The organism is Specibacter sp. NPDC057265 (genome assembly GCF_042668835.1).
GTDB lineage: Bacteria > Actinomycetota > Actinomycetes > Actinomycetales > Micrococcaceae > Specibacter.
This window is the reverse complement of record NZ_JBHUYE010000015.1, coordinates 39136-60629: the sequence shown is the minus strand read 5'-3', so window position 1 is coordinate 60629 and position 21494 is coordinate 39136. Positions and strand designations below refer to the sequence as shown.

20 protein-coding genes are annotated in these 21494 nt (G+C 61.9%); 8 read left to right on the top strand and 12 right to left on the bottom strand.

Features of this window, described 5'->3' with window-relative positions; all coding sequences use genetic code 11:
- On the top strand, positions 1-939 hold the full coding sequence (locus ACFUCV_RS11325; RefSeq protein ID WP_380815667.1) for an ABC transporter substrate-binding protein: 939 nt from the start codon (positions 1-3) through the stop codon (positions 937-939).
- Positions 940-1011: 72 nt separating this feature from the next.
- Here the strand turns inward: ACFUCV_RS11325 and ACFUCV_RS11320 are convergent, their stop codons facing one another.
- On the bottom strand, positions 1012-2346 hold the full coding sequence (locus ACFUCV_RS11320) for an APC family permease (protein ID WP_380815665.1): 1335 nt from the start codon (positions 2344-2346) through the stop codon (positions 1012-1014).
- 233 nt (positions 2347-2579) lie between these two features.
- Between ACFUCV_RS11320 and ACFUCV_RS11315 the strand changes: the two genes are divergently transcribed.
- Entirely contained in the window at positions 2580-3095 is a 516-nt protein-coding gene (locus ACFUCV_RS11315) for an N-acetyltransferase (protein WP_380815663.1), read from the top strand.
- A gap of 537 nt (positions 3096-3632) precedes the next feature.
- Here the strand turns inward: ACFUCV_RS11315 and ACFUCV_RS11310 are convergent.
- Together ACFUCV_RS11310 and ACFUCV_RS11305 are read right to left on the bottom strand one after the other, a co-directional pair.
- Entirely contained in the window at positions 3633-4769 is a 1137-nt protein-coding gene (locus ACFUCV_RS11310) for a serine hydrolase domain-containing protein (protein ID WP_380815662.1), read from the bottom strand.
- A gap of 97 nt (positions 4770-4866) precedes the next feature.
- Positions 4867-5292, bottom strand: coding sequence for a universal stress protein (locus ACFUCV_RS11305; protein ID WP_380815660.1), 426 nt, complete (start codon positions 5290-5292; stop codon positions 4867-4869).
- A gap of 368 nt (positions 5293-5660) precedes the next feature.
- Between ACFUCV_RS11305 and ACFUCV_RS11300 the strand changes: the two genes are divergently transcribed.
- Positions 5661-6131 (top strand): hypothetical protein, encoded by a 471-nt coding sequence (locus ACFUCV_RS11300; protein ID WP_380815658.1) that lies wholly within the window; start codon positions 5661-5663, stop codon positions 6129-6131.
- Positions 6132-6157: 26 nt separating this feature from the next.
- On the opposite strand, the gene ACFUCV_RS11295 is transcribed toward ACFUCV_RS11300, so the two are convergent.
- Positions 6158-6658: a DUF456 family protein gene (locus ACFUCV_RS11295; RefSeq protein ID WP_380815656.1), complete on the bottom strand. Its 501-nt coding sequence runs from the start codon at positions 6656-6658 to the stop codon at positions 6158-6160.
- Positions 6659-6986: 328 nt separating this feature from the next.
- Between ACFUCV_RS11295 and ACFUCV_RS11290 the strand changes: the two genes are divergently transcribed.
- The gene (locus tag ACFUCV_RS11290) at positions 6987-8426 is read left to right on the top strand and encodes a DUF2079 domain-containing protein (protein ID WP_380815653.1); all 1440 of its coding nucleotides are present in this window, start codon (positions 6987-6989) and stop codon (positions 8424-8426) included.
- A gap of 118 nt (positions 8427-8544) precedes the next feature.
- Here the strand turns inward: ACFUCV_RS11290 and ACFUCV_RS11285 are convergent, their stop codons facing one another.
- Together ACFUCV_RS11285 and ACFUCV_RS11280 are read right to left on the bottom strand one after the other, a co-directional pair.
- On the bottom strand, positions 8545-9777 hold the full coding sequence (locus ACFUCV_RS11285) for an MFS transporter (protein ID WP_380815691.1): 1233 nt from the start codon (positions 9775-9777) through the stop codon (positions 8545-8547).
- Positions 9778-9878: 101 nt separating this feature from the next.
- Entirely contained in the window at positions 9879-10919 is a 1041-nt protein-coding gene (locus tag ACFUCV_RS11280; RefSeq protein WP_380815651.1) for a Gfo/Idh/MocA family oxidoreductase, read from the bottom strand.
- 34 nt (positions 10920-10953) lie between these two features.
- On the opposite strand from ACFUCV_RS11280, the gene ACFUCV_RS11275 reads away from it, so the two are divergent.
- The 3 genes from ACFUCV_RS11275 to ACFUCV_RS11265 all read left to right on the top strand — a co-directional run bounded on the left by ACFUCV_RS11275 (position 10954) and on the right by ACFUCV_RS11265 (position 14187).
- The gene (locus ACFUCV_RS11275) at positions 10954-11331 is read left to right on the top strand and encodes a helix-turn-helix domain-containing protein (RefSeq protein ID WP_380815649.1); all 378 of its coding nucleotides are present in this window, start codon (positions 10954-10956) and stop codon (positions 11329-11331) included.
- A 64-nt stretch (positions 11332-11395) separates the two neighbouring features.
- Positions 11396-12814, top strand: coding sequence for an ATP-binding protein (locus ACFUCV_RS11270; protein ID WP_380815647.1), 1419 nt, complete (start codon positions 11396-11398; stop codon positions 12812-12814).
- 35 nt (positions 12815-12849) lie between these two features.
- Positions 12850-14187 carry a PLP-dependent aminotransferase family protein gene (locus ACFUCV_RS11265; protein ID WP_380815645.1) on the top strand — a complete coding sequence of 446 codons (1338 nt, stop codon included), beginning with the start codon at positions 12850-12852 and terminating at the stop codon, positions 14185-14187.
- Here the strand turns inward: ACFUCV_RS11265 and ACFUCV_RS11260 are convergent.
- The 4 genes from ACFUCV_RS11260 to ACFUCV_RS11245 all read right to left on the bottom strand — a co-directional run bounded on the left by ACFUCV_RS11260 (position 14184) and on the right by ACFUCV_RS11245 (position 18986).
- Positions 14184-15536 (bottom strand): dihydrolipoamide acetyltransferase family protein, encoded by a 1353-nt coding sequence (locus ACFUCV_RS11260; protein ID WP_380815643.1) that lies wholly within the window; start codon positions 15534-15536, stop codon positions 14184-14186. The two genes, ACFUCV_RS11265 and ACFUCV_RS11260, sit on opposite strands and share 4 nt — an antisense overlap.
- 10 nt (positions 15537-15546) lie before the next feature.
- A complete protein-coding gene (locus ACFUCV_RS11255; RefSeq protein ID WP_380815641.1) occupies positions 15547-16521 on the bottom strand; it encodes an alpha-ketoacid dehydrogenase subunit beta in 975 nt (324 codons plus the stop codon).
- Positions 16518-17702: a thiamine pyrophosphate-dependent dehydrogenase E1 component subunit alpha gene (locus ACFUCV_RS11250; RefSeq protein ID WP_380815639.1), complete on the bottom strand. Its 1185-nt coding sequence runs from the start codon at positions 17700-17702 to the stop codon at positions 16518-16520. Before ACFUCV_RS11250 ends, ACFUCV_RS11255 begins: the two co-directional genes overlap by 4 nt.
- Positions 17703-17864: 162 nt before the next feature.
- Positions 17865-18986, bottom strand: coding sequence for a histidinol-phosphate transaminase (locus ACFUCV_RS11245; protein WP_380815637.1), 1122 nt, complete (start codon positions 18984-18986; stop codon positions 17865-17867).
- A gap of 66 nt (positions 18987-19052) precedes the next feature.
- Here ACFUCV_RS11245 and ACFUCV_RS11240 point away from each other — a divergent pair, with 66 nt between their 5' ends.
- Positions 19053-19481 (top strand): phage holin family protein, encoded by a 429-nt coding sequence (locus tag ACFUCV_RS11240; protein WP_380815635.1) that lies wholly within the window; start codon positions 19053-19055, stop codon positions 19479-19481.
- A gap of 27 nt (positions 19482-19508) precedes the next feature.
- Here ACFUCV_RS11240 and ACFUCV_RS11235 read toward each other — a convergent pair whose 3' ends face one another.
- Positions 19509-21095 carry a hypothetical protein gene (locus ACFUCV_RS11235; RefSeq protein ID WP_380815632.1) on the bottom strand — a complete coding sequence of 529 codons (1587 nt, stop codon included), beginning with the start codon at positions 21093-21095 and terminating at the stop codon, positions 19509-19511.
- Positions 21092-21421 (bottom strand): WXG100 family type VII secretion target, encoded by a 330-nt coding sequence (locus ACFUCV_RS11230; protein ID WP_380815630.1) that lies wholly within the window; start codon positions 21419-21421, stop codon positions 21092-21094. Before ACFUCV_RS11230 ends, ACFUCV_RS11235 begins: the two co-directional genes overlap by 4 nt.
- Positions 21422-21494 lie beyond the last annotated feature (73 nt).

The following is a 21494-nucleotide window of genomic DNA, read 5'->3' as shown; positions in this document are numbered from 1 at the left end:
ATGAACAAGTTCCATTTGACCACCCGCCGCGCCATTCTTGGCGCAGCCGCGGGACTTAGCGTTGCCCTCGCCGTTACTGCCTGTGGCGGGGATCCGCTGGGCGAAAGCAGCGCCGGGGAAGGGTCCAGCGATTCCGTGGTGGTGGGATCGGCCAACTTCCCCGAAAATGCCATTCTGGCTGAAATTTATGCCGGTGCGCTCAATGCGGCCGGGGTGAACGCCAGCACCAAGCTCAACATTGGTTCCCGTGAAGTGTACTTGGCGGCCCTGGAGGATGATTCCATTAATGTGGTGCCCGAATACACGGGGAATTTGCTGGGTTACTTTGATGCCGCCAATGAAGTCATTGACGGGCCCGGGATTTTGAGCGCCCTGCCCGGGAAACTGCCCGAAGGCTTGTCAATTTTAGAGCCGGCCTCCGCTGAAGACAAGGACGCCATTGTGGTGACAGCGGAAACCGCCGCCAAATATCAGTTGAAGTCCATTGCGGATTTGGCCCCGGTCTGTGCGGAACTGACACTTGCGGCGCCGTCGGAATTTCAGACCCGCCCCTATGGCCTGCCCGGACTTGAAAAACTGTATGACTGCGTGCCCAAGGCCTTTGTCCCGTTCAGTGCCAGCAGTGAAGCTTTGAACCTCAAGGCCCTGCTCAGCGATGAGGTGCAGATTGCCGACATCTTCACCACCTCACCCGAGTTGACCGCCAACAATCTGGTGGTGCTGGAGGATCCCAAGGGACTCATTGGCGCACAGCAGGTGGTGCCGCTGATCAAGTCCGACAAGGTCAGTGACGCCGGCCAGGAGGCACTGAACAATGTTTCTGCCCAGCTCACCACAGAGGACTTGATTTCGCTGCGGACCCAGGTTGAGGGCGAGCAGAAAATGGAGCCCAAAGCTGCCGCCACCCAGTGGCTCAAAGACAAGGGCATCACCAAGTAACGGCATTTTTGCCCCTTGACCGCACCGTTGTTGACCGGGGCGCGGCTGCCCCGGTCAACAGCAGTGGTGCGGTCAAGGGTCCAAGCGGGCCGGTGCGGGGCGTTTGTTGGATCCAAGCTTTGTCAGCAGATACAAGACAATGCCCACCACCAGGAGAATGCCGGCGCGCAACCAAATTTCCGCCCCCTGCTGCGTGAGCAAAATCAGGCAGGAGGCAAGCGCGGCATAGGGCAGGATTTTGGGGACACGGAAGTGGTCGTGCTCCACCTTGTCCTTGCGCAAAACCAGCACCGCCACATTGGTGCTGATGAAGACGAACAACAGCAGCAGCACCACTGTTTGGGCCAAGGTGGCCAGTCCCCCGGTAAGTGTCAGGGCCATGGCCACAGCCGTGGTGACCACTATTGCCACCCAGGGCGTGCGGCGGCGGGGAAGGACCCGGCCAAACATTTGTGGAAGCAGTCCCTGCTCCGCCATGCCAAATGCCAGCCTGCTGGACATGATCATGGTCAGCAGGGCCCCATTGGCCACGGCAATCAGGGCAATGAGGCCAAAGAGCCATTCCGGCACACCCACTCCGGTGGCCGCAACCACATCCAGCAGCGGTCCCGAGGACCCTGCCAGTTCGTCCGTGGACAGTGCCACGGAGGAAGCCAGGCCAATGAGCACGTAGACGGCGCCGGCGGTGAGAAGCGCTCCGAAGAGTGCCCGCGGATACACCTTTCGCACATTCACCACCTCTTCGGCCACATTGGCAGATACCTCAAAGCCAACAAAGGAGTAGTAGGCCAGCAACGATGCACCCAAAACGGCCATTCCAGGGGAGACCCCCTCCCGGAACTCCATGACCCGCGCTGGCTCACCTCCGCCCTGGGCCACCAGCATCCCCACCACCACAATGACCAGGATCAGGCCGGATACTTCAATGACTGTCATGATCACGTTGGCCCGCACAGACTCCTTGATGCCGCGGGCGTTGAGGAGAGCCAAGAGGATCAAAAACACGATGGCCGCGGGAATGGTGGGCACATCAAGGAAGGGTTTGAGGTAGTCCCCGGCGAAGGCAAGGCTTAGACCGGCGGCGCTGGTGACACCTGCTGCGAGCATGCAAAAACCCACAATGAAGGACAACCATGGTTTTTTGAACGCGCGCTCGGCAAAAACAGCTGCGCCCCCTGCCTTCGGGTATTTTGTGACCAGTTCCGCGTAGGAGGCTGCTGTCAGCATGGCCAACCCCAGTGCCACGAGCAGGGGCACCCAAATGGCACCACCGACTTCCCCGGCCACCTCGCCCACCAGGGCATAGATTCCGGCACCCAGGACATCTCCCAAAATGAAGAGATACAGCAATGGGCCGGTAATTCCCTGTTTGAGCTTTGAGGATTGATTTTTGGTCTGCGCGTCCATGGCCCCACCCTATGTTGCTCGATAAAAAATTGGATACCTATAGTTACATTTTTTCAACGCAAATGGTGCCTCTGGTGCCCACGGGGACGAACTTGTTGAATACGTGCCGTGAAGTTACGGGGATATTTGTCCTTTTGGATAAAAATTTTCCCAGGACGTCTTACGAATTGGTGTTCGATGCCGCAAGGGGTCTACAGTAAAGGTCCTAAGAAAATCTGATGAAAGAGGGACCAGTGCCTACAGTTCAGAACAATCTTGAAGTCTCACGCTACGAGCTATACAAAGATGGGCAGCTAGCCGGTTTTCTTAAGTACCGCATGGAGGGCGACCACATGTGGCTGCTCAGCACGGAAATGACAGCCGAATATGAAGAGCCGGTCCTGGCTGAAAAGCTGTTGCTGGGAGTGCTGCAGGACGTCCGCAGACGCCGCATTGGCGTGCTTCCCTTCTGCCCCGTGGTTCGTCAAACAATGTTGGAGAATCCCCACTTTCTGCGTCTTATCCCAGCAAACCCCCCGGGACATTTTCCGCTCCTGATGGATGCTGTGGAACTGATGTATGACCGCGGAGCCGCCACCCTCTCCATGCGGAGCGGCCAGCAGGCCCCGGGAACGTCACGGATATCCCCCCAGGCCGTGATTCGCTCCGTGCGCACACGCAAAAAGGAACAAAAGCGCACCGCACGCTTCCGGGTCCAGGCCTTGGCCTCCGCTGTCCAGGAAAAAGCCGGCAACCCGGCCGCGGCGTAAAAACACATGCATTCGGGTCAAAAGCAACTGCATCCACTATTGGGCCAATGGGCCCAGGAGTAGGACAAGCGGCAACGCACCGCCAATTGGCAACACCGCGCAGTTGACGGCAGCCGCCGCAGGAGAACTCCCGTGCGCCCGGTGCCATAGCCCGGTCCCAGGTGGGCGGCGAGTTCGTTCAAGCCTTGGACCTGCCGTTTGACGGGTGGATCATGGTTGAATGCAGCTGCCGAGCGTGTGGGACGTTCCCCTTCCCTGCAATGGCAGTGAACAAGCCGGCCAGCTTCCTCGGCACCGCAGCCGCCCCGGCGGAGTCTTGAATTTTGGCCAGCAATACGTTCACTGCGGTGGGCCCATGCCGGAACAGGAAGTGGCTGTTGCGGGCATTGTGGCTTCCGCCGAAGGGTGAACTTGACGAAGCAGTGCCGTCCACGGTGGTAGTGCGTTGCCCTTGTGGATTCCAGGTGGGCATTCCCCGCCAGCTGCGTGGCCTGCCTGAGCCGACAGGCGGGCCACGCCGCTGGCGGCGGGGTGCAGCTAGGCCGTGCAGAGGATCCGGCGCATGGCGGCACTGAGTAGCATGCCGCGCCCTGCAGTGCCTCCAGCTTCAGCACGAGCCGGCACATACCCAAATCCCACCCCGTACAGCGGATCCGCAAATCCCAAGGCCCCATTGGCGCCTTCGTGGCCGAAGGCCTGGGCGCTGCCAAAGTCCATGCGTGGATTTGCTTTCATGAATGCCACGGCAAAGGACCCCACTTCGTTAAAGACCCGGTCCATCCCCCACACCTGCTCCTGGCTCATGAGCTCAATGGTGTCCGGAGTCAAATACGGTTGTCCGCCGTCAATGCCTGTAGTGGCGCCGGCATACACCCGAGCCAAGCCGTCCCCCGAGCCCACACCCGCCCCACTGGTGCTGCCAGCTGCGCGCACACTGCGGATGTTGGGCAGTTTGAGCAAATTGCCGGCCTCTACATTGCCCGAAACCCCGGCAATGGAGCGCGGATCCAGGAAGGCTGGAGCCGGGACTTCATCAAAGAGCACGGGACGGTACTGCGCCTCGGCCGATTCGGGCAGGCCCAGATACATGTTGGCGGCGCAGGGGACGCGTATGCGGTCCTCATACACATCCTGCAGACGTGTGCCCGTGATGCGGCGGCACAGTTCCTCCAAAAACACGCCCATGGTCAGTGCGTGGTAGCCGAAGGTGCCGTTGCCTGGGCGCCACATGGGCGCCATGGCCGCGAGCCGGGCCGCCACGGCAGGCAGATCGTTGTACTCCTCCATGGCGAATCCGCCCTGCACGCCCACCAGACCGCCTTGGTGCGACAGGAGTTGACGGACCGTCACGGCATCTTTGCCGCGCTGGGCGAAGTCAGGCCAGTAGCTTGCCACCGCAGCATCAAGATCTACCAGTCCATCCTGGACCAGCAAACTGAAGGCGAGCGCGGCCACACCCTTGGAGCAGGAAAACACGCCCGTAAGTGAAGTGGCGGTGGAATCCGGCCCACCCACCAAATCAACGACCTTGTTGCCGTGGGCGTAGATGGCCAGCTGCGCGCTGTACCGGGGATCGGCGTCGAGCATGGAGTCAAACAGCTCCCGGACGGGAGCAAATTGGGGGAGGGCAAAACCTTGCGAGGTGCCGTTGGCAGTTGGCTGTGAAAAGGTCATAAACCCACTTTAGATAATGCCGGCCCCCAGCCAAGAACTGCGGACAATATAAAACCCCCGCAGCCAAGGACTGCGGGGGTTTTATGGGCAAGCAGATTTAGTCGCTGGTCTTCACAATGTAGACATCACAGGGGGCATTGTGCGAAACGGCATTGGCCACTGATCCCAACACACGGGCCAGGCCCTGCATGCGGATGTTGCCCACCACAATGAGGTCCGCCTGCAACTTGGCGGCTTCCTCAAGGAGGACCTCGGCGGGCTTGCCCAAGGCGGAGGAGTACTCCGTCTTGACGCCACTGATCTTCAGCTCTTCCGCCACACGCTGGGCCACACGCTCGGCCTCATCGGCCGTGGACAGGAACCACTCGTCGTTGCCGATGGCGACTTTCTCGGTCTTGTCCTCACCGAAGGCCGTAACAACGCGCAGCGTGCGTCCCGTGGCGCGAGCCAGGTCCGCGGCAACGCGGGCAGCCTTCATGGATGTTGAGTTTCCATCCACACCAACAATAATGATTCCAGCCATTACGCTTTTGTCCTTTGCTCGATTTGACCACCGGCGCCATGCGCGCCAGCTTGCATTCTTACCCCCTACTTTAGCCACAAGGGCACCCTTTATGGCTGCAACGTGCGCGAACTTACCACCGTAATTAAGCATGGGCCGTTCAAATGGCATCACCAGCACCTTCCAAAGCCGTTCGCAGCCTCCCTGGGAGATTGCGCTTGCGCGTTTTGCACCACCTCCGGAGCCAACCCCGTGCTGCCGCCAGCCAATGCGGACACGGCCGCATCTTCCCGGAGCGCCGTGGCAAGTGCGGGTGCGGGTGCGCCGCAGCCCACCGGACGGAAAGCCTTTTGCGGCAAACAGTCAGAGTCAATCAGTAACATGGCCCCATGCCTGCCGTTCCCCCTCCCCGCCGACGCGTGCAATTGTTCCTGGTTCCGCTTATTGCCGCTTTTTGCATGGCCTTCATCATTGGGGCCATAGTCATGGATCGGGATGGGGCAGCCTGCCCGGCGGCAAGCTGGGACAACCATTTGAATTTGAAGCTGCTGGCCGATGGCGCGGACGCCAAGGAAGCTGCCGCGGTGACTGCCTGCATGGGCGCCAAGTGCGTTGCGCATGCACAGGATTCCACCAAGACCACCTCGGGAACAACGCGCGCCTTGATTCATGAGGCCAACGGAAGCTGGCAGTTGTCGCTCGGCGCGCAAGCCGTGAGCACCATCGACTTCACCGTTTATGACAAAAATGGCGCCGTCCTTGCCACCCGCACCACCCAAGTGAACTGGACCCGCATTTCCGGAAGTGAACGCTGCGGTGGTGCCATGGCCGACGTCGGCGTTGTCCTGGAGATGCCCTAGGCATGGTTATTGGGCCCGGGCAACGGTTAACGGTTGAAAAAGTGAATCAGCACGCCCACACTCCAGGTGCCGGCAGCAAGCGCGGCAAAAGCAAATTCGGCCAACATGCCCAAACCTGTTGCCTTCAATGCTGCCGCCGAGGAGGAAATTGCCGGTTTGAACTCACGCTGCCGGGCATATTCCGAGAGGAACAAGCCCACCACGAATCCCACCAGCAGGCCCACCACGGGGATCACAAAAAATCCCACGACCCCAAGCACCAGACCGGACACCACGGACCGGCCGGGAATTGATCTCTGCTTCATGACCCGCCCGGTCAGCACCGCGCTGGATGCCATCCCGGCAGCAGCAAAAACCGCAGCTATGCCAAAGACTGTCCAGCCCAGGGGCGAGCCCAGCACAATGGCCCAGGTCAGCAGGGAAATGATGATCAAAATGCTGCCGGGAAGCACGGGGACGACGATTCCCACCACCCCCACCAAAATGGCCAAGCCGCAAACAACTGTCCAAATGATTTGTGCATCCATGCTGCAATGGTGCCATGCTGCCGGGCCCGGGGCATCGCGTCCGCCGGCTCGGTCTTTGCAAAGTGCCCCACCGCGGCCGCACTGCCACCAGATGCCGCCGGGACAATGTTCCCGGCGGCCTTCCGACTGATGTGAACCTTTCGGCAAGGGTCCGGACGATCGCAGGGCGGGGTTTCCAGCCGGGCATTGAGGTGCCAGCTGATCCCGTGAGTGGACGAACCAGGGCCGCCCCGGCATCCACGCAGCGTATAGAAAGTCGTGGGAGATCATGGCTCCAGCTGGATGCCATAATGCATCCATGCAGTGCCCCACGGCCTAGACTTTGCCTGTGAGCATCCTGCAAAAAAGCACTTCGGCGGACACCGGCGGCAATGGCGCCGGCACGTACGGGCCGAGATTCAATGGCCGTCTTGCCGGGGTGCGGCAGGTCATCCTGACACCCCTGGCCCTTGCCCTGGCCCTGGGTGCCGTGGCTCTTGGGGTCTACTCGCTTTTTTCCCGCCTCCAGTGGCAGAGCTTCGCCGTGCGCTCCTGGGATCTGGGCATCTTTACCCAATTGGCCAAGGCCTACGCCAACTTTGACGCTCCCATCGTGAGCCTTAAAGGCGAGGGGTACAACCTGCTTGGCGATCATTTTCATCCGTTGCTGGTGCTGCTGGGGCCTGTTTACCGCCTCTTTCCCAGCGCCTACACCTTGCTGGTCGTACAAAACATCCTGCTCGCCCTTTCCGTGGTGGTGGTCAGCCATTACGCCATAAAGCGGTTGGGCCGTATTTCAGGGGCCTGCTGGGGAACCGCCTACGCCCTCAGTTGGGGCCTGCAATCAGCCATTGACGCGCAATTTCACGAGATTGCCTTTGCCGTTCCACTCTTGGCGCTGGCTCTGGTGGCGTTGTCCGAGGAGCGGTGGCGGTCAGCATGGATATGGGCCTCACTCCTGGTTTTCGTCAAGGAGGATTTGGGGCTGACGGTCTTCGTCATTGGCTTGGTGATGGCGTGGCGCGCACGGACCATGATGGGCTTGTGGTTGTCAGTATGGGGGGTTGCATGGTTTTTCCTGGCCACGAAAGTCATATTGCCTGCGATGAATCCGGGCGCACAATGGGCCTATGAAAGTCAGCTGGACTTTGCCGGACTGCTCAGCAATCCGGCGTCGCTCTTTCAAGCCGACAAGCTGACCACGGTATTTTTGCTCGTGGCCGTCACCGCCGGATTGTGTGCGTTCTCCCCGCTGGCACTGGTGGTGCTGCCCACCTTGGCGTGGCGCTTCCTTTCCGAACTTCCCGTCTACTGGGGCCAGGAATGGCAATACAGCGCCGTGCTCATGCCAGTGGTTTTTAGCGCCGCCATTGACGCCCTGTCACGGCGCAAGGTACTGAACTCCGTGCGTCTGCGACTGCTCATGGCCACGGCCGCACTGGCCATTGCAGTGACGCTAACGAGTCAATATGCTTTTTGGAAGCTTGTGGAGCCGCGGAGATCATTCCCCTCAACCACCTCAGCCGCCGCCCAGGCAGCATTGGCCGCCGTGCCCGATGGCGTCACGGTGGAGACCGACATTTCCCTCATGAGTTATTTGGTGGACCGCACCGAGGTCTATTGGTTGGGCAACCAAAACCCCGTCCCGCAGTACTTCCTGATTGACGTCTCAGGTGACCCCGGCGCCACGCCGGTCACCGCCGAACTGCAGGCTGAACAACGCTTCCCGGGCAGCTCCTTCACCACAGTGCACGCGGACGGCCGCTACCAGGTGGCCCGGCGCGATTAGGATGCGCGTGCCTTGAGGCCGCTTGGGCAGCGTGGGGCACAAGGCCAGCGGACACTGCCCGCGCACCCACGGATGGCGGCACCTTCAAGGCTTCAGTGACCCCAGCCAATGTTGACAGCTATTTCACACCCTTGATTTTGACCACGAACACCGCGCCCAGCAGGCCAATGACGGCAGCCACCACATACAGGGTCACGTAGCCGCCCAGGAATGCGACCAGGGGCCAGGCAATCACTGGCGCGATGACCTGTGGCAGGGAACTAGCCACGTTGATTACGCCCAGATCCTTTCCTCGGCTTGCCGCCGAGGGAAGGACCTGGGTAAGCAGGGCAAAGTCAACTGCCAGGTACACGCCATAGCCCACGCCCAGGACGGCAGCGCCCACCAGGGCTCCCGTCCACGTGGGGAAAAATGCAAGAATCAGGGACGCCAAAGCAATCGTGGCCGAGGAGGCAATGACAAAGGGAATCCGTTTGCCCACATGGTCAGACCATTTGCCGCCAATGACCGCTGTAATCAACGTCAACACCGCATACAGCCCCGTCAGCATCAAGACCCCCATTTCGGGGTTTTGCAATCCCACCGCATCCTTGAGGAAAAACAGCAGGTACAGGGTCACCAGATGGTTACCCACGTTGACTAGGAAGCGCGTGATCCAGGCCCAGCCAAAATCGGGGTAGCTGCGCGGAGACACCCAAAAACCTTTTGCAAAGGATCCCCAGCCAAAGCGTGGCCGAGCCTGCTTGTTCAGCACCTGGTCATTGGACAAAAACAAGTACGGCACCACGGCGGCCAGCAACACCCCGGCGCACACAACGAAGCCCAGTGAATAGTTTCCGGCCACCACCGCAGCAATGGCCGCGCCCAGAAGAATGCCGGCGGTGGTGCCCATGGCAGCCAGGCCCCCAATGCTGCCGCGCTGCTTCACGGGCACTTGATCGGGGATGGCTGCAGAGGTCGCTGCCAGCGCACCATTGCAGCCCATCTGCACCACACACCACAGGGCCGTCATCGCAGCCACACCGGGAGCGCCGGCCAAACCCAGCAGGCCCAACACAGCCAGCAGGGCGCCTATGAAAACCCACGGCACGCGCCGGCCAAAACGGGATGTGGTCCTGTCACTGAAAGCACCAAACAAGGGGTTGGCCACCAGTGACATGGCTGCTCCGGCACCCGTGACAAGCGCCAGAATGCCCTCTTTGTCAGCCTCACTAAAGTGCGCGGCCTGCTGGCCCAAAAGCACCTGCAGGGGTGCAAAGAACGCAGCATTGATGCCAACGTTGACCAGCACCACCGACGTCACCCAACGTTTGCGTACTGCGGCAGTGGGTTCGGCCAATGCCGCACCCATTTTCACGCTGCTTGTGCCATGGCTGGCTTCCTGTCGCTTCACTGCCGCCACCACCTTCCATGGACCTTGCCGTTGCCTGCCTTGGGATTCAGCTTTGAGATCTAGCTTCGAATGCCGCTGCCACGCAGGGTTTCAATGATGCGCAAGCCGGCCACCGAATCACGGGGATCCACCGGGACCGGCCCGCCGTCAAGCATAGCGGCAGCCAACAGCTCATAGAATCGCGGGAACCACCCACGCTCGGTGGGAACGGCCGTCAGCTCCCCGTCAATGCCCAGCGTGCCCCAGCGTTCCGGCCTGTCCACGCCGTAGGCCGGATCCGTGGGGAGGATGCCTGCTTGGATTTGGGCTTCCTGCACGTCGGCGGTCTGCTTCACGTACCCTGCAGCAGAGCCCAAGACCCGCAAACGTGGTCCTTTTTGTGCAGCGGTGAGGTTGATCCACAGATGCGAAAGAACGCCATTGCTGTGCTGCAGGGCCACAAAGACGTCATCATCGGCGCGCTCCTGCGGCCGGTGGGCAGCAAGCTCGCCATACACGCCGTCCACGGGCCCAAACAAGGAAAGCGCCTGGTCAATGGCATGGGTGCCCAAATCAAAAAGCACACCCCCGCCCTCCGCCGCAGTGGCCTGGGCCTTCCATTGCTTGCTAATGTGCGGCCGCCAGCGTTCGAAGCGTGATTCAAAGCGCCGCACGGTGCCCAAGGCGCCGGTGGCCAACAATTTTTGCACTGTAAGGAACTCTCCGTCCCAGCGCCGGTTTTGGTAGGTGGTGAGCAGCAGGCCCCTGGCGGCCGCGAAGGCAATAAGCGCCTCACCTTCGGCGCTGCTGCGCGCAAAAGGCTTGTCAACCACGACGGCGCAGTCCGCCGCCAAGGCCCGCCGTGCCAAGGGCGCATGGCTGGCTGGCGGCGTTCCCACCACCACCAGGTCAATGCCGCCGTGACTGCCGGGCGTTTCCCACTCCGTGCGGCTGAGCACGCGCGCCGTGGGATGGTCGGCATGGGCTTTTGCTTGCCGGACAGGATCGGAGGTCACAATCACGTCAAGACTGAAATCCTTCAAGGCAGCCAGGGCGGGGCCATGAAAGGCGCTGCCAGCCAGGCCGTAGCCCAGCAGCGCAGTATGGATTTTGTGCGGCATGAACCTCACACTACAGCCCAGTACCATGTGTCTTATGACATTAAATGCCCCGAAAATCAGCTCTCCTTTGGACGCTGTGGAGCGTGATTCCTTGGCCCGGTCACTGGCTTCAAGCCACGACGTGACGGTATTTGTCGATGGCACCGCGCACCGGCTTGGCGCGGAGGCCAAGGAGTCGGTGGTGGATCTGCTGCAGCGGCTGGCCCAAGGGGACGCAGTGAGTGTGGCAAGCATTGCTGAACTGCTCACCACCTCCCAGGCAGCGGAACTGGCAGGAATTTCCCACACCTTCCTGCGCAATTTGACCGACCGGGGCCACATTGCCGTGCAGTACCGCGGTTCCCACCGGCGTATCCGTCGCCAGGACGTCATGACCTGGCTGGCCACTCAAAAGGATGCACAGGGTTCCTAAAGCAGCTCCACACGGTCCGGGCAACTCTCCTGCGCCCCATGAACCGCCCTGCTAGTGTCAGCGCATGGACGATTCATTGGGAAAATTTGTCACTGACTTCAGCGCGCTGGTTGAGCTCGCCCAAAAACAGGCCGCCCAAGTGCCGGACGGCAGACGGCTGCTTGAGGAACTGACATTGTTCCTGGGCGTCTCCCCGGCCGAGTTGTCCGTGGTGGTTGAGGAAGTTCCCTCCCACCGGCTCGTGGACGCCGACATCTTGTTGGCGGAAATGGCCGCCAACGATCCGCACAGTCAGCTGGTGGGCATTGGCGGCGGTGACCACCGCGCCCACATGTCATTTAGTGACATGGTCCAGCAATCGCTCAGTTACGCAAATTTTCCCTTGTCGCAGCCGGACTACAGCAACGTTGCGGTGGGTCCCGCGGAACAGCGCCAAGTGGTTTCGTTTGGTTTGTGGCTGTTCCACCACGCGGGCATTCCGGTCGCCGTGTTGCAGCGCGCGGCCAATCCCCAGTTTGGCCGGCAGCAGGCCGGACTGGAAGTCCTCGTCGCACAGCCCGCCACCGCCGCCGCCGTCCTGGCCGAGCTGCGCCAGGGCATGGCATCGCGCAGTGTCTTCAAGGGACAAATCATCTCCCTGTCCGCAAGCGACTACGGCCCCAGTGTTGGCGGAGTGACATTCCATGCCCGGCCGGAGCTGCACAGTGGGGACGTGGTGCTCCCCCAGGGGGTTCTGGACCGTGTGGAGGGGCATGCTTTGGGCATCGGCCGGGCCGCCGCCGCCCTGGGAGCCCACGGCCAGCACCTCAAGCGCGGACTGCTGCTCTATGGTCCGCCGGGAACGGGTAAGACGCATACCGTCAGATACTTGCTCAGCCACAGTGCCGGCACAACGGCAGTGTTGCTGTCCGGGGGATCCCTGGCACGCATTGCCGAGGCTGCCAAGATGGCCCGGGCCCTTGCCCCGTCGATCGTGGTGCTGGAGGACTGCGACCTCATTGCCGAGGACAGGAGTTTTGGCCATGGCCCCCAGCCGCTGCTTTTTGAGGTCATGGACGCCATGGACGGCCTGGACAATGACAGCGATGTTGCTTTCGTGTTGACCACCAACCGCGTGGACATGCTGGAGCGGGCCTTGGCCCAGCGGCCTGGACGCGTGGACTTGGCCGTGGAGATTCCACTCCCATCCGAGTCCGAGCGTGCGGCCCTGCTGCACCTTTATTCCCCAGGGATTGGGTTCTCACCGGAAGTGGTGGCAGCCACCGCTGCCCGAACGGCCGGCACGACTGCCTCATTTGCCAAGGAACTGATCCGGCGCGCAGTGTTGGCCGCTTCGCTGGCCGGGTTGGCGCCGGGTGACGGGCACCTCGCCGGGGCCGTTGATCTTCTGCTGGCCGACAGCGAATCGCTGACACGGAGCCTTCTGGGGAGCTCCGGGCCCCAAGGCAAGGCGCACAAGCAACAAGGCTCAGAAAACTTTTGATGCTTATCCGGCAACAATGGTTATATCCTGAGCACGTGAATACCTCAGCCTCCGGCGCCGTGGGTGCCGCAGAAATTCTGCCCGAAGAAGCCATCGACGCCTTGTCCCGGGCGGAAGCCACCCACGCTGCGGGCAATGCGCCAGGATCGCATCGGCACGACGCCCTGCTTTCGCTTCGCGCTGCAAACATTAAACAGTCGGCCGTGCGGGATGTTTTTGAAATTTCCATGCAGCCGGGTTTGGTCTCCCTCGCCGGCGGAAACCCTTACCTGCAGTCTTTGCCCCTGGAGCGGTTGGCCCAGACGGCGGCCAGCATCATGGCGGACCACGGACTGGAGGCCCTGCAGTACGGCGGCGGGCAGGGGACGCTGGAGCTGCGCGAGCAAATTTGCGAGGTCATGGCAGCTGAGGGCATCCTTGACGCAGATCCAGAGAACGTGGTTGTTACGGCCGGATCGCAGTCTGCCCAGGATGTGGCGGCGAAGGTTTTTTGCAATCCCGGGGACGTCATTTTGGTTGAGGACCCCACCTATGTGGGCGCATTAAACACCTTCGAAGTATACGAGGTGGATGTCCAGCCCTTGGCCGGAGACGACCACGGCATCATTCCTTCGCAGCTGCGCGAGCGGATTGCCGCACTCCAGGCCGAAGGCAAGACGATCAAGCTGCTGTACACCATCCCCAACTTCAACAACCCCTCAGGCGTGACCTTGGCGCCGGGACGCCGACAGGAAATCGTGGATATATGCCGTGAGGCGAATATATTGGTGATGGAGGACAATCCTTACGGGCTGCTGAAGTTCGACGGCGTCCTCCCCCAGCCCTTGCGTGCCGACAACCCCGACGACGTCCTGTATTTGGGTTCGTTTTCCAAGATTTTCGCACCCGGTCTGCGCATTGGCTGGGCTTTGGTGCCGGCACATCTGAAGCAGCGCTTTTACCTGGCCAGCGAGGCAGTCACGCTCTGCCCGCCCACTTTCAATCAGCTGCTGATCAGCAGCTACCTGGCCAACTATGACTGGCAGGGCCAAATCCGCACGTACCGCGCCCTGTATGAGGAGCGTTGCAAGGCTCTGCTCGCGGCGTTGGAGGAGTTCATGCCTGCAGGCGTTTCCTGGACCCGTCCCGAGGGTGGATTTTTCATTTGGCTGACACTGCCGGCGGGAATTGACAGCTATCCGCTCCTGCACCAGGGCATTGACGCCGGGGTGGTCTTTGTCCCGGGCGCCGCCTTCACGGGCGCCACGGGCCCCAGCAACAAGCTGCGTCTGGCCTTTAGTGCCGTGCCGCCGGAGGTGCTGCGCGAAGGCGTGAAGCGTCTGGCGCCGGTGCTCGCCGGGGCAATGGCAGCGCATTCAGGCGCCCGGACCTAATCCAGCAGAAGCGCCGGCTCTTCCAGGATTGCCGCCACATCGGCCATAAACCGGGCAGAAAGATCACCATCGACCACGCGGTGGTCAAAGGACCCGCCCAAGGTGGTGATCCAGCGCGGAATGACTTCCCCGTCGAGCACCCATGGCTTTTGCTTGATGGTTCCAAACGCCACAATGGCCACTTCACCCGGGTTGATGATGGGCGTTCCCGTGTCGATGCCAAGGGCACCAATGTTGGTGATGGTCAACGAGCCGCCCTGCATGGCTGCAGGCTGCGTCTTTCCCGCACGGGCCGTGGTGGCCAGTTCATTGAGCGCAACGGCGAGTTCCTTCAGGGACAGCTTTTGGGCGTCCTTGATGTTGGGAACCATGAGACCGCGCGGGGTGGCCGCTGCAATGCCGAGGTTCATGAAGTGCTTAATGATGATTTCGTCCCCGGTCCAGGTGGCATTGACCGAAGGGTTCCGTGCCGCCGCCCAGATGACGGCCTTGGCCAGGATCAGCAGGGGCGAGACCCTGATGCCCTCAAAGTCACGCGAGGCCTTGAGGCGTTTCACAAATTCCATGGTGCGTGAGGCGTCCACGTCCACAAAAATGCTCACGTGCGGTGCTGAAAAGGCGCTCTCCACCATGGCCTTCGCCGTGGCCTTGCGTACGCCCTTGACCTTGATGCGCTCAATGCGGGGGTCATCGGCCAGACCGGTCCCCGTGGCAGGAGCCCAAAAGCTGCCTGCTTGATCCTGTTCGGCCGTGCGCTGCTCCTGGTAGCTGAGCAGGTCCTTCTGGGTGACCTCGCCGCGGGCGCCTGTTGCGGATACCTCATTGAGGTCAATGCCCAGGTTTTTCGCGGCCTTGCGCACAGGTGGTTTGGCCAGCGTGCGGGTGGACTTCGGCGTTCCTGGCACCGGGGCGGCTGCGGGAACCGGCGCCGCTGCCGGCACTGCTGCCGGGGCGTGGTCCACGGAACGGGAGCCCACCCGCGGACGACGTTTGACGGCGTCGGCCTTGGGTCCGGATCCCACCAGGGGCTTCATGGCCTCCGGCTCCACGGCAGCCGGCTCCCCCGCGGGCGGCTCGGCCACCGGAGCCTGCGCTTCCCCGGCCACCTCCGAGCCGATGGCAATGATGGGGGTGCCCACCTCCACCGTCTCGCCCTCTGCCACCATCAATTGGGCCACCATGCCGGCAAATGGTGAGGGCAGCTCCACAATGGACTTGGCCGTCTCAATTTCCACGATGACGTCGTTGACGGCCACAATGTCGCCCAGCTTGACCTTCCAGGAGACGATCTCGGCCTCCAGGAGGCCCTCGCCGACGTCGGGAAGCTTGAAATGCTTGAGGGTGGACATGGGTGCCTTCCTAGTATGCGAAGGCGCGGTCCAGCGCCTCCAGCATGCGGTCAATATCCGGGAGGTAGTGCTCTTCCACCCGGGCCACGGGGTAGGGCATGTGGAATCCGCCCACGCGGATGGCCGGAGCCTCCAGCGAGTAAAAGCACCGTTCGCTGATGCGGGAGGCTATTTCGCCACCCATGCCGCCGAAGGTGGGGGCCTCATGGGCCACCACCAGGCGTCCGGTCTTGGTCACCGAGGCTTCCACGGTGTCGAAGTCAATGGGGGAAATGGAGCGTAAATCTATGACTTCCACACTGTGGCCGTCCTCCGCAGCCGCGTTGGCCGCGGCAAGGGCCACCGGCACCAAGGGACCGTAGGCCACGATGGTGGCGTCATTGCCTTCCTGCACCACGTGCGCCTTGAAGGGATCCCCGGGGTCATTGTCCATATCCACCTCACCCTTGAGCCAGTAGCGCCGTTTGGGTTCGAAGAAGATGACCGGGTCCTTGCAGGCCACTGCCTGCTGGATCATCCAGTAGGCGTCATTGGCGTTGGAGGGGGTGATGATGCGCAGGCCCGCGGTGTGCGCGAAGAGCGCCTCCGGCGATTCCGAGTGATGCTCAATGGAGCCAATGCCGCCGCCGTAGGGGATGCGGATCACCACGGGTGCAGTGAGCTGGCCGTCGGAGCGGGTGTGGATTTTGGCCAGCTGCGTGGTGATTTGGTTGAAGGCCGGGAACACAAAGCCGTCAAACTGGATCTCACAAATGGGCCTGTGGCCACGCAGGGCCATGCCAATGGCTGTGCCCACAATGCCGGATTCCGCCAGCGGGGTGTCCATGACGCGGTGGGCACCGAACTCTTCCTTCAAGCCCTCCGTGACCCGGTACACGCCACCGAGCGAGCCAATGTCCTCGCCCATGACGAAGCTCTTGGAGTCCTGGGCCAAGGTGGCACGCAGACCTTCATTGATGGCCTTGGCAATGGTCATTGTGCTCAAGCGGCACCGCCTTGCTTGCTCTGGGCATCCGTAAAGGACGCCTGATAGTTTTCAAACCACGCCAGTTCTTCAGCCACCAAGGGGTGCGCCTCGGCGTAGACGGTGGCAAATTTCTGACGGATGTCAGCTCCGCCCAGGGCCAGCGTCTCCTTGCGCACGTGGGCGGCCAGCTCGTCGCCGTCGAGCTTCAACTGCTCAAAAAACGCCTCGTCGACAAGGTTTTCAGCACGTAGGTACTTTTCCAGGCGCTGCAGCGGATCCCTGGTTTTCCACAGCTCCTCTTCAGCAAGCATGCGGTACTTGGTGGGATCGTCAGCCGTGGTGTGGGCACCCACCCGGTACGTGGAAGCTTCAATCAGCACGGGACCATGGCCGTTGCGGGCATGGTCGAGCGCCCACTGGGTTGCTGCGTGGACGGCCAAAACATCGTTGCCGTCGACCCGGATGCCGGGGATCCCGTAACCGCCGGCACGGTTTACCAGGGGAATTTTGGACTGGACTTCGAAGGGCACGGAAATGGCCCAGTTGTTGTTTTGGCAGAAAAACACCACGGGGGCGTTGTAGGAGGCTGCAAAGACCATGGATTCATGCACATCACCTTCACTGCTGGACCCGTCACCGAAATAGGCCACCACTGCCGCCGGTTCCGTGCCGGGATCGGCCACCAGATCACGCGCAATGCCCATGGCATACCCCACCGCATGCGGGACCTGCGCCGCCAAGACCAGGGTGTACAGGTGGAAGTTGCATTCCCGCGGATCCCAGCCACCGTTGGAGACCCCGCGGAAAAGCTTCAGCAGGGAGGCCAAATCCAATCCACGCGTAAGGGCCACGCCATGCTCGCGGTAGGTGGGGAAAGCGTAGTCAGCGGCATTCATGGCCCGCCCGGACCCGATTTGGGCAGCTTCCTGACCCACCACCGGCACCCAGAGTGCCAGCTCACCCTGCCGCTGCAGGGCGGTGGCCTCCACATCGAATCGCCGCACAAGTGCCATGTCGCGGTAAAAACCTCGAAGCACTTCGGGTTCCAAGCTGTCCACGAACGGGCTGAAGCGCTCGTCATGGTGGCGGATCCCCTGTTCATCGAGCAGCTGGAGGGCTTCATCCGCGCCCACGGGCTTGCCGCGCAAAACGCCGTCGGCGCGCAGTGAACTGGTGGCAGCTGTGTGGGCGGCGCCCATGCTGACTCCTCGTCTGCCAAAACCAAGGATTAGGCACCTTGTTTCGACTCGTCGGTACTGATGTATGCCTGCAGAGGTATTTATTTCCGCCGCCGCATGGTCAATGGTTTTCGATTTACAACTGTATCGGTATCGGCACACATAATGGGCCTCTGTTAATCTCTAGGAACGCCGTGGCTCATTTGTATAGGCCATACAGATCTCAAGGAATCGACTGTTGGCTTCCACTTCGCCAATGCTCACGCGCACCCCTTCCCCATCGAAGGCCCGTACTGACAGGCCCTGGGAACCCGCCAGCGCGGCGAAATCCTGCGCGTCCGCTCCCAGTGGCAGCCAGACAAAGTTGCCTTGGGCATCAGGAATGTCCCAAGCAGCCTCCCGCAAACCGGCCACCACGCGGTCCCGCTCGTCAACGAGGCTTTGTACCCTCTCCACAACTTCGTCGTTGCACCGCACCGAGGCGACCGCCGCAAGTTCGGCAATGTTGGATACGGCGAAGGGGGTCGCGGCGGCACGCAGGTGCGCGGTGATTTCCGGGCGGGAAATCGAATAGCCCACCCGCAACCCCGCCAATCCATGCGCCTTGGAGAATGTGCGCAACACAATCACGTTGGGGTACTCGCGGTAAAGCTCCACGCCGTCCACCGGATCGTCCATCCGGACAAATTCCTGGTACGCCTCATCCACCACCACCACCACGTGGCCGGGCAGGCCGGCGATGAAATCGCGTGTTTCCTGCGAGCGCAGGGCCGGACCCGTGGGGTTGTTGGGGGTGCACAGTAAAACGATCCGGGTGTTGTTGGTGACTGCCGCCGCCATGGCGGCAAGGTCATGGCGGCCGTCACGGCCCACAGGCACCTGCACGCTTTTTGCCCCTGCGAGACCGACACAGATGGGATAGGCCTCAAATGAGCGCCAGGCGTAGACGACCTCATCCTGGCCGCCGTCGTCATTTTGGCCGGCAAACGCCGCCAAAATTTGGTTCAAGGCCCCCAGGCTGCCGGCACCGGTGACAATGTCCTCCGCCGGGACATCAAGGAAACTGCCAAGGGCTTCGCGCAGCAGGGTGCTGGTGGGGTCGGGGTAGCGGTGCACCCCGGACGCCGCCCGAATGACTTCCTCCACCCCAGGCACCGGTCCCAGGGGGTTTTCATTGGAGGAGAGCTTAAAGCTCTCCAGTCCGGCAACAGCCACCGGCGGTTTCCCGGCCGCATACTTCGGCAGCCGTCCCAGAGCGGGGCGCGGGTGCACGCCAATTTGGTTTGCGTTGTTGGACTCGGTCATGGTTCCAGCCTAATCCAGCAGGACCGGATGTGGAGGCCAGGCCGTGGGATGTGGAACCATGATGGCATGAGAAGAATTGTGCTTCACATATCCGTCAATGCCCTCGCCTTGTGGGTTGCCAGTTGGATCCTGCCGGGCTTCCGCATTGACGGCGCCACGATCCTGGAAAGTGACGTGGCAGGGATTGCGGGCAGCGCAGGGATTGCCAACACAGTACTGGGGTACGTCTTCATTGGTTTGGTCTTTGGTGTGGTCAACGCCCTGGTCAAACCCGTGGTGAGGTTCCTTTCACTGCCGGTGACGGTGCTGACCTTGGGTTTGTTCACCATCGTCATTAACGCCGCAATGTTGTGGCTGACGGCCTGGGTCAGCACCTTCACACCCGTGCAGTTCACCATTGCTGACTTTTTTTGGACAGCCATTCTCGCGGCTTTGATCATCAGCGTCGTGTCCATGGTGGTTGGTGGCGTGGGCGGTTCAAAGCCGCGCCGCTGACTCCGCAGGCGGGGCCGCAAGGGCCTGTCAACGCCCGCCGGAGACATAGTCCTTCCCGCGGACGGGGGCGGAGCTGCCCGGCCGGGTCCGTTGCAGGTGCTTGGCATTGTCCTTGCCTTGAAACACCCATTTGCCACCTGCAACGGCAGCACCCGCGGCTCCCACCCCCAGCAGCTTTTCCAGTGTCTGCTTGGCGGCCCGGACCGCCGGGTCATCACTGTGATCCAGCAAGGCCGCATCATGCAGGTAATTTTCCATCGAGTGCGCCTGTTTCACCACTTCCACCGCACCACCTGTCACGGCCGGCCGGTGCGAGGTGGCCGTGACCCAGTTTTTGTGTGCTGGCGGCGTGTGAAAATCCGCTGCCGTGACCAGGTCATGCTCATTTTCCAAACCCACCACGGCAATGCCTGCCGGGACCTGGGCGTTGCCTGCGGGCGCTCCGGCGATAACAATCATCCGCACATTCACCGTGGCCAGGAAAGCCGGGCTGGCAGCTGCCGCGGCGGCATGAATTCCACCCCCGCTGTGCCCGGTCAGCAACACATCCTCCCCGGGCAGTGCCCCGGCCGCCTGCAGGGCCGCCATGATCAATTCCTGCACAATGACCTCCTGCTGGCGGAACCGCGCCTGGTGGGCGGCAGTGAGGGCTTCCAAGTTCCCTTCCATGTCAAAGGGGTTGCTGCTGTCCAGGGTTGACCAGTCCTCAGTTCCCGGCAAATGCACCACCCACACCTTGCTGCCATCGGGGCGCGGGATCTGCACCACTCCAATGGAGCCTGGCGGGTAACTGTAGGCGTCATTGCTGCCAGCCAAAACGGATTGGAATGTGGCCTCCATGTTCCATGGCTGTCCCGCCGGTGCAACCGCAAGCGGTCCGGCGGCAGGACTTTGAAGCGGGCGCACCAAACCGGCGCCACCCCATTCCTGCACGGGCACCGCCCGCACGGACAAGGTTCCCGGCCGGGTGAGGTTGGCATGGTCCAAAAGTGTGCGCAGCAAAAACGGTGGCTTCCCGCCAATCCCTGCCGTGCCCTGACCTCTGAGCCCCTGCAGCACATAAATAAGCGCAGGCCCCGGGCCCAGGGCGCCTGACACATACGCGCCGCCACTGCGCAAGACCTCCTCGGTGGCATTGCGAATTCCTTCGTCCCTGACCTGGTCAAGCCACTGAATGAATTCTGCTGCGGACTTCAGTGGCGCCAGCGGACCAGCCAGCCACGTCAGCCAACCGTCCCGCAGCGCCAGCAGGCGCGACAGGGCGGCATTGGCCTGGGCGGAGCGGGCCTCCGCGGCTGCATAGTTCACTGCCGCCTGGCTGGCATTGTGCGCCAACTTTGCCACGGCCGCCTGCACCGCTGCGCACCTCCACTCGGCAAGCACCAGGGCATCAAGCACAGCACTGGGGACGCTGGTGGCACTGGCACAGGCTTCAGCAAGCCAGATGCGTTCATTTCTGAGGCGGTCCAGCAGCGGGTCCATGATTTGAGCGGTTCTGGCCAGTCCGGCGGCAGCGTCCACAATTTCAGCCATGGTCCAGGCAATGGAACCCACCCCGCCGTCAATGGTGAAGGAGGCGGGGACGTCTTTGCTGTCGACGCCGTTTCCGCTCATGGGGGTCCACCTCCCGGCCAAATGTCAGGATCCTGCGCGGCAAGCATGGCACCGTAACGGCTCACCAAGGTGGCGGCATCCTCCACACCGCGCACGGCAAGCAGCAGGTCCTGCCGGCCTTGGGCCAGATCTTCCCGGAAGGCTGTGGCAGCACGGGAATTCCAATCCACTGTGCAGGCTCCCTCCAATTGGCCCAGGAGGGCCCGGAGCTCGGCGGCAACTGCCACCAGGCGCTGCGCCACCACCTTGACGGCCTCTGGTGAGGGACCCGGCGTTGTACCTGTGCCAAAGGTGAAACCGCCTGCATCCCCCCGCGGAAAATCCATGGTGCCTCCCTGATGTTTCCAGCTTCCAGTGTAAAAAGTGTCGCCACGGCAAGGCCAGGGGCGGCGCATATTG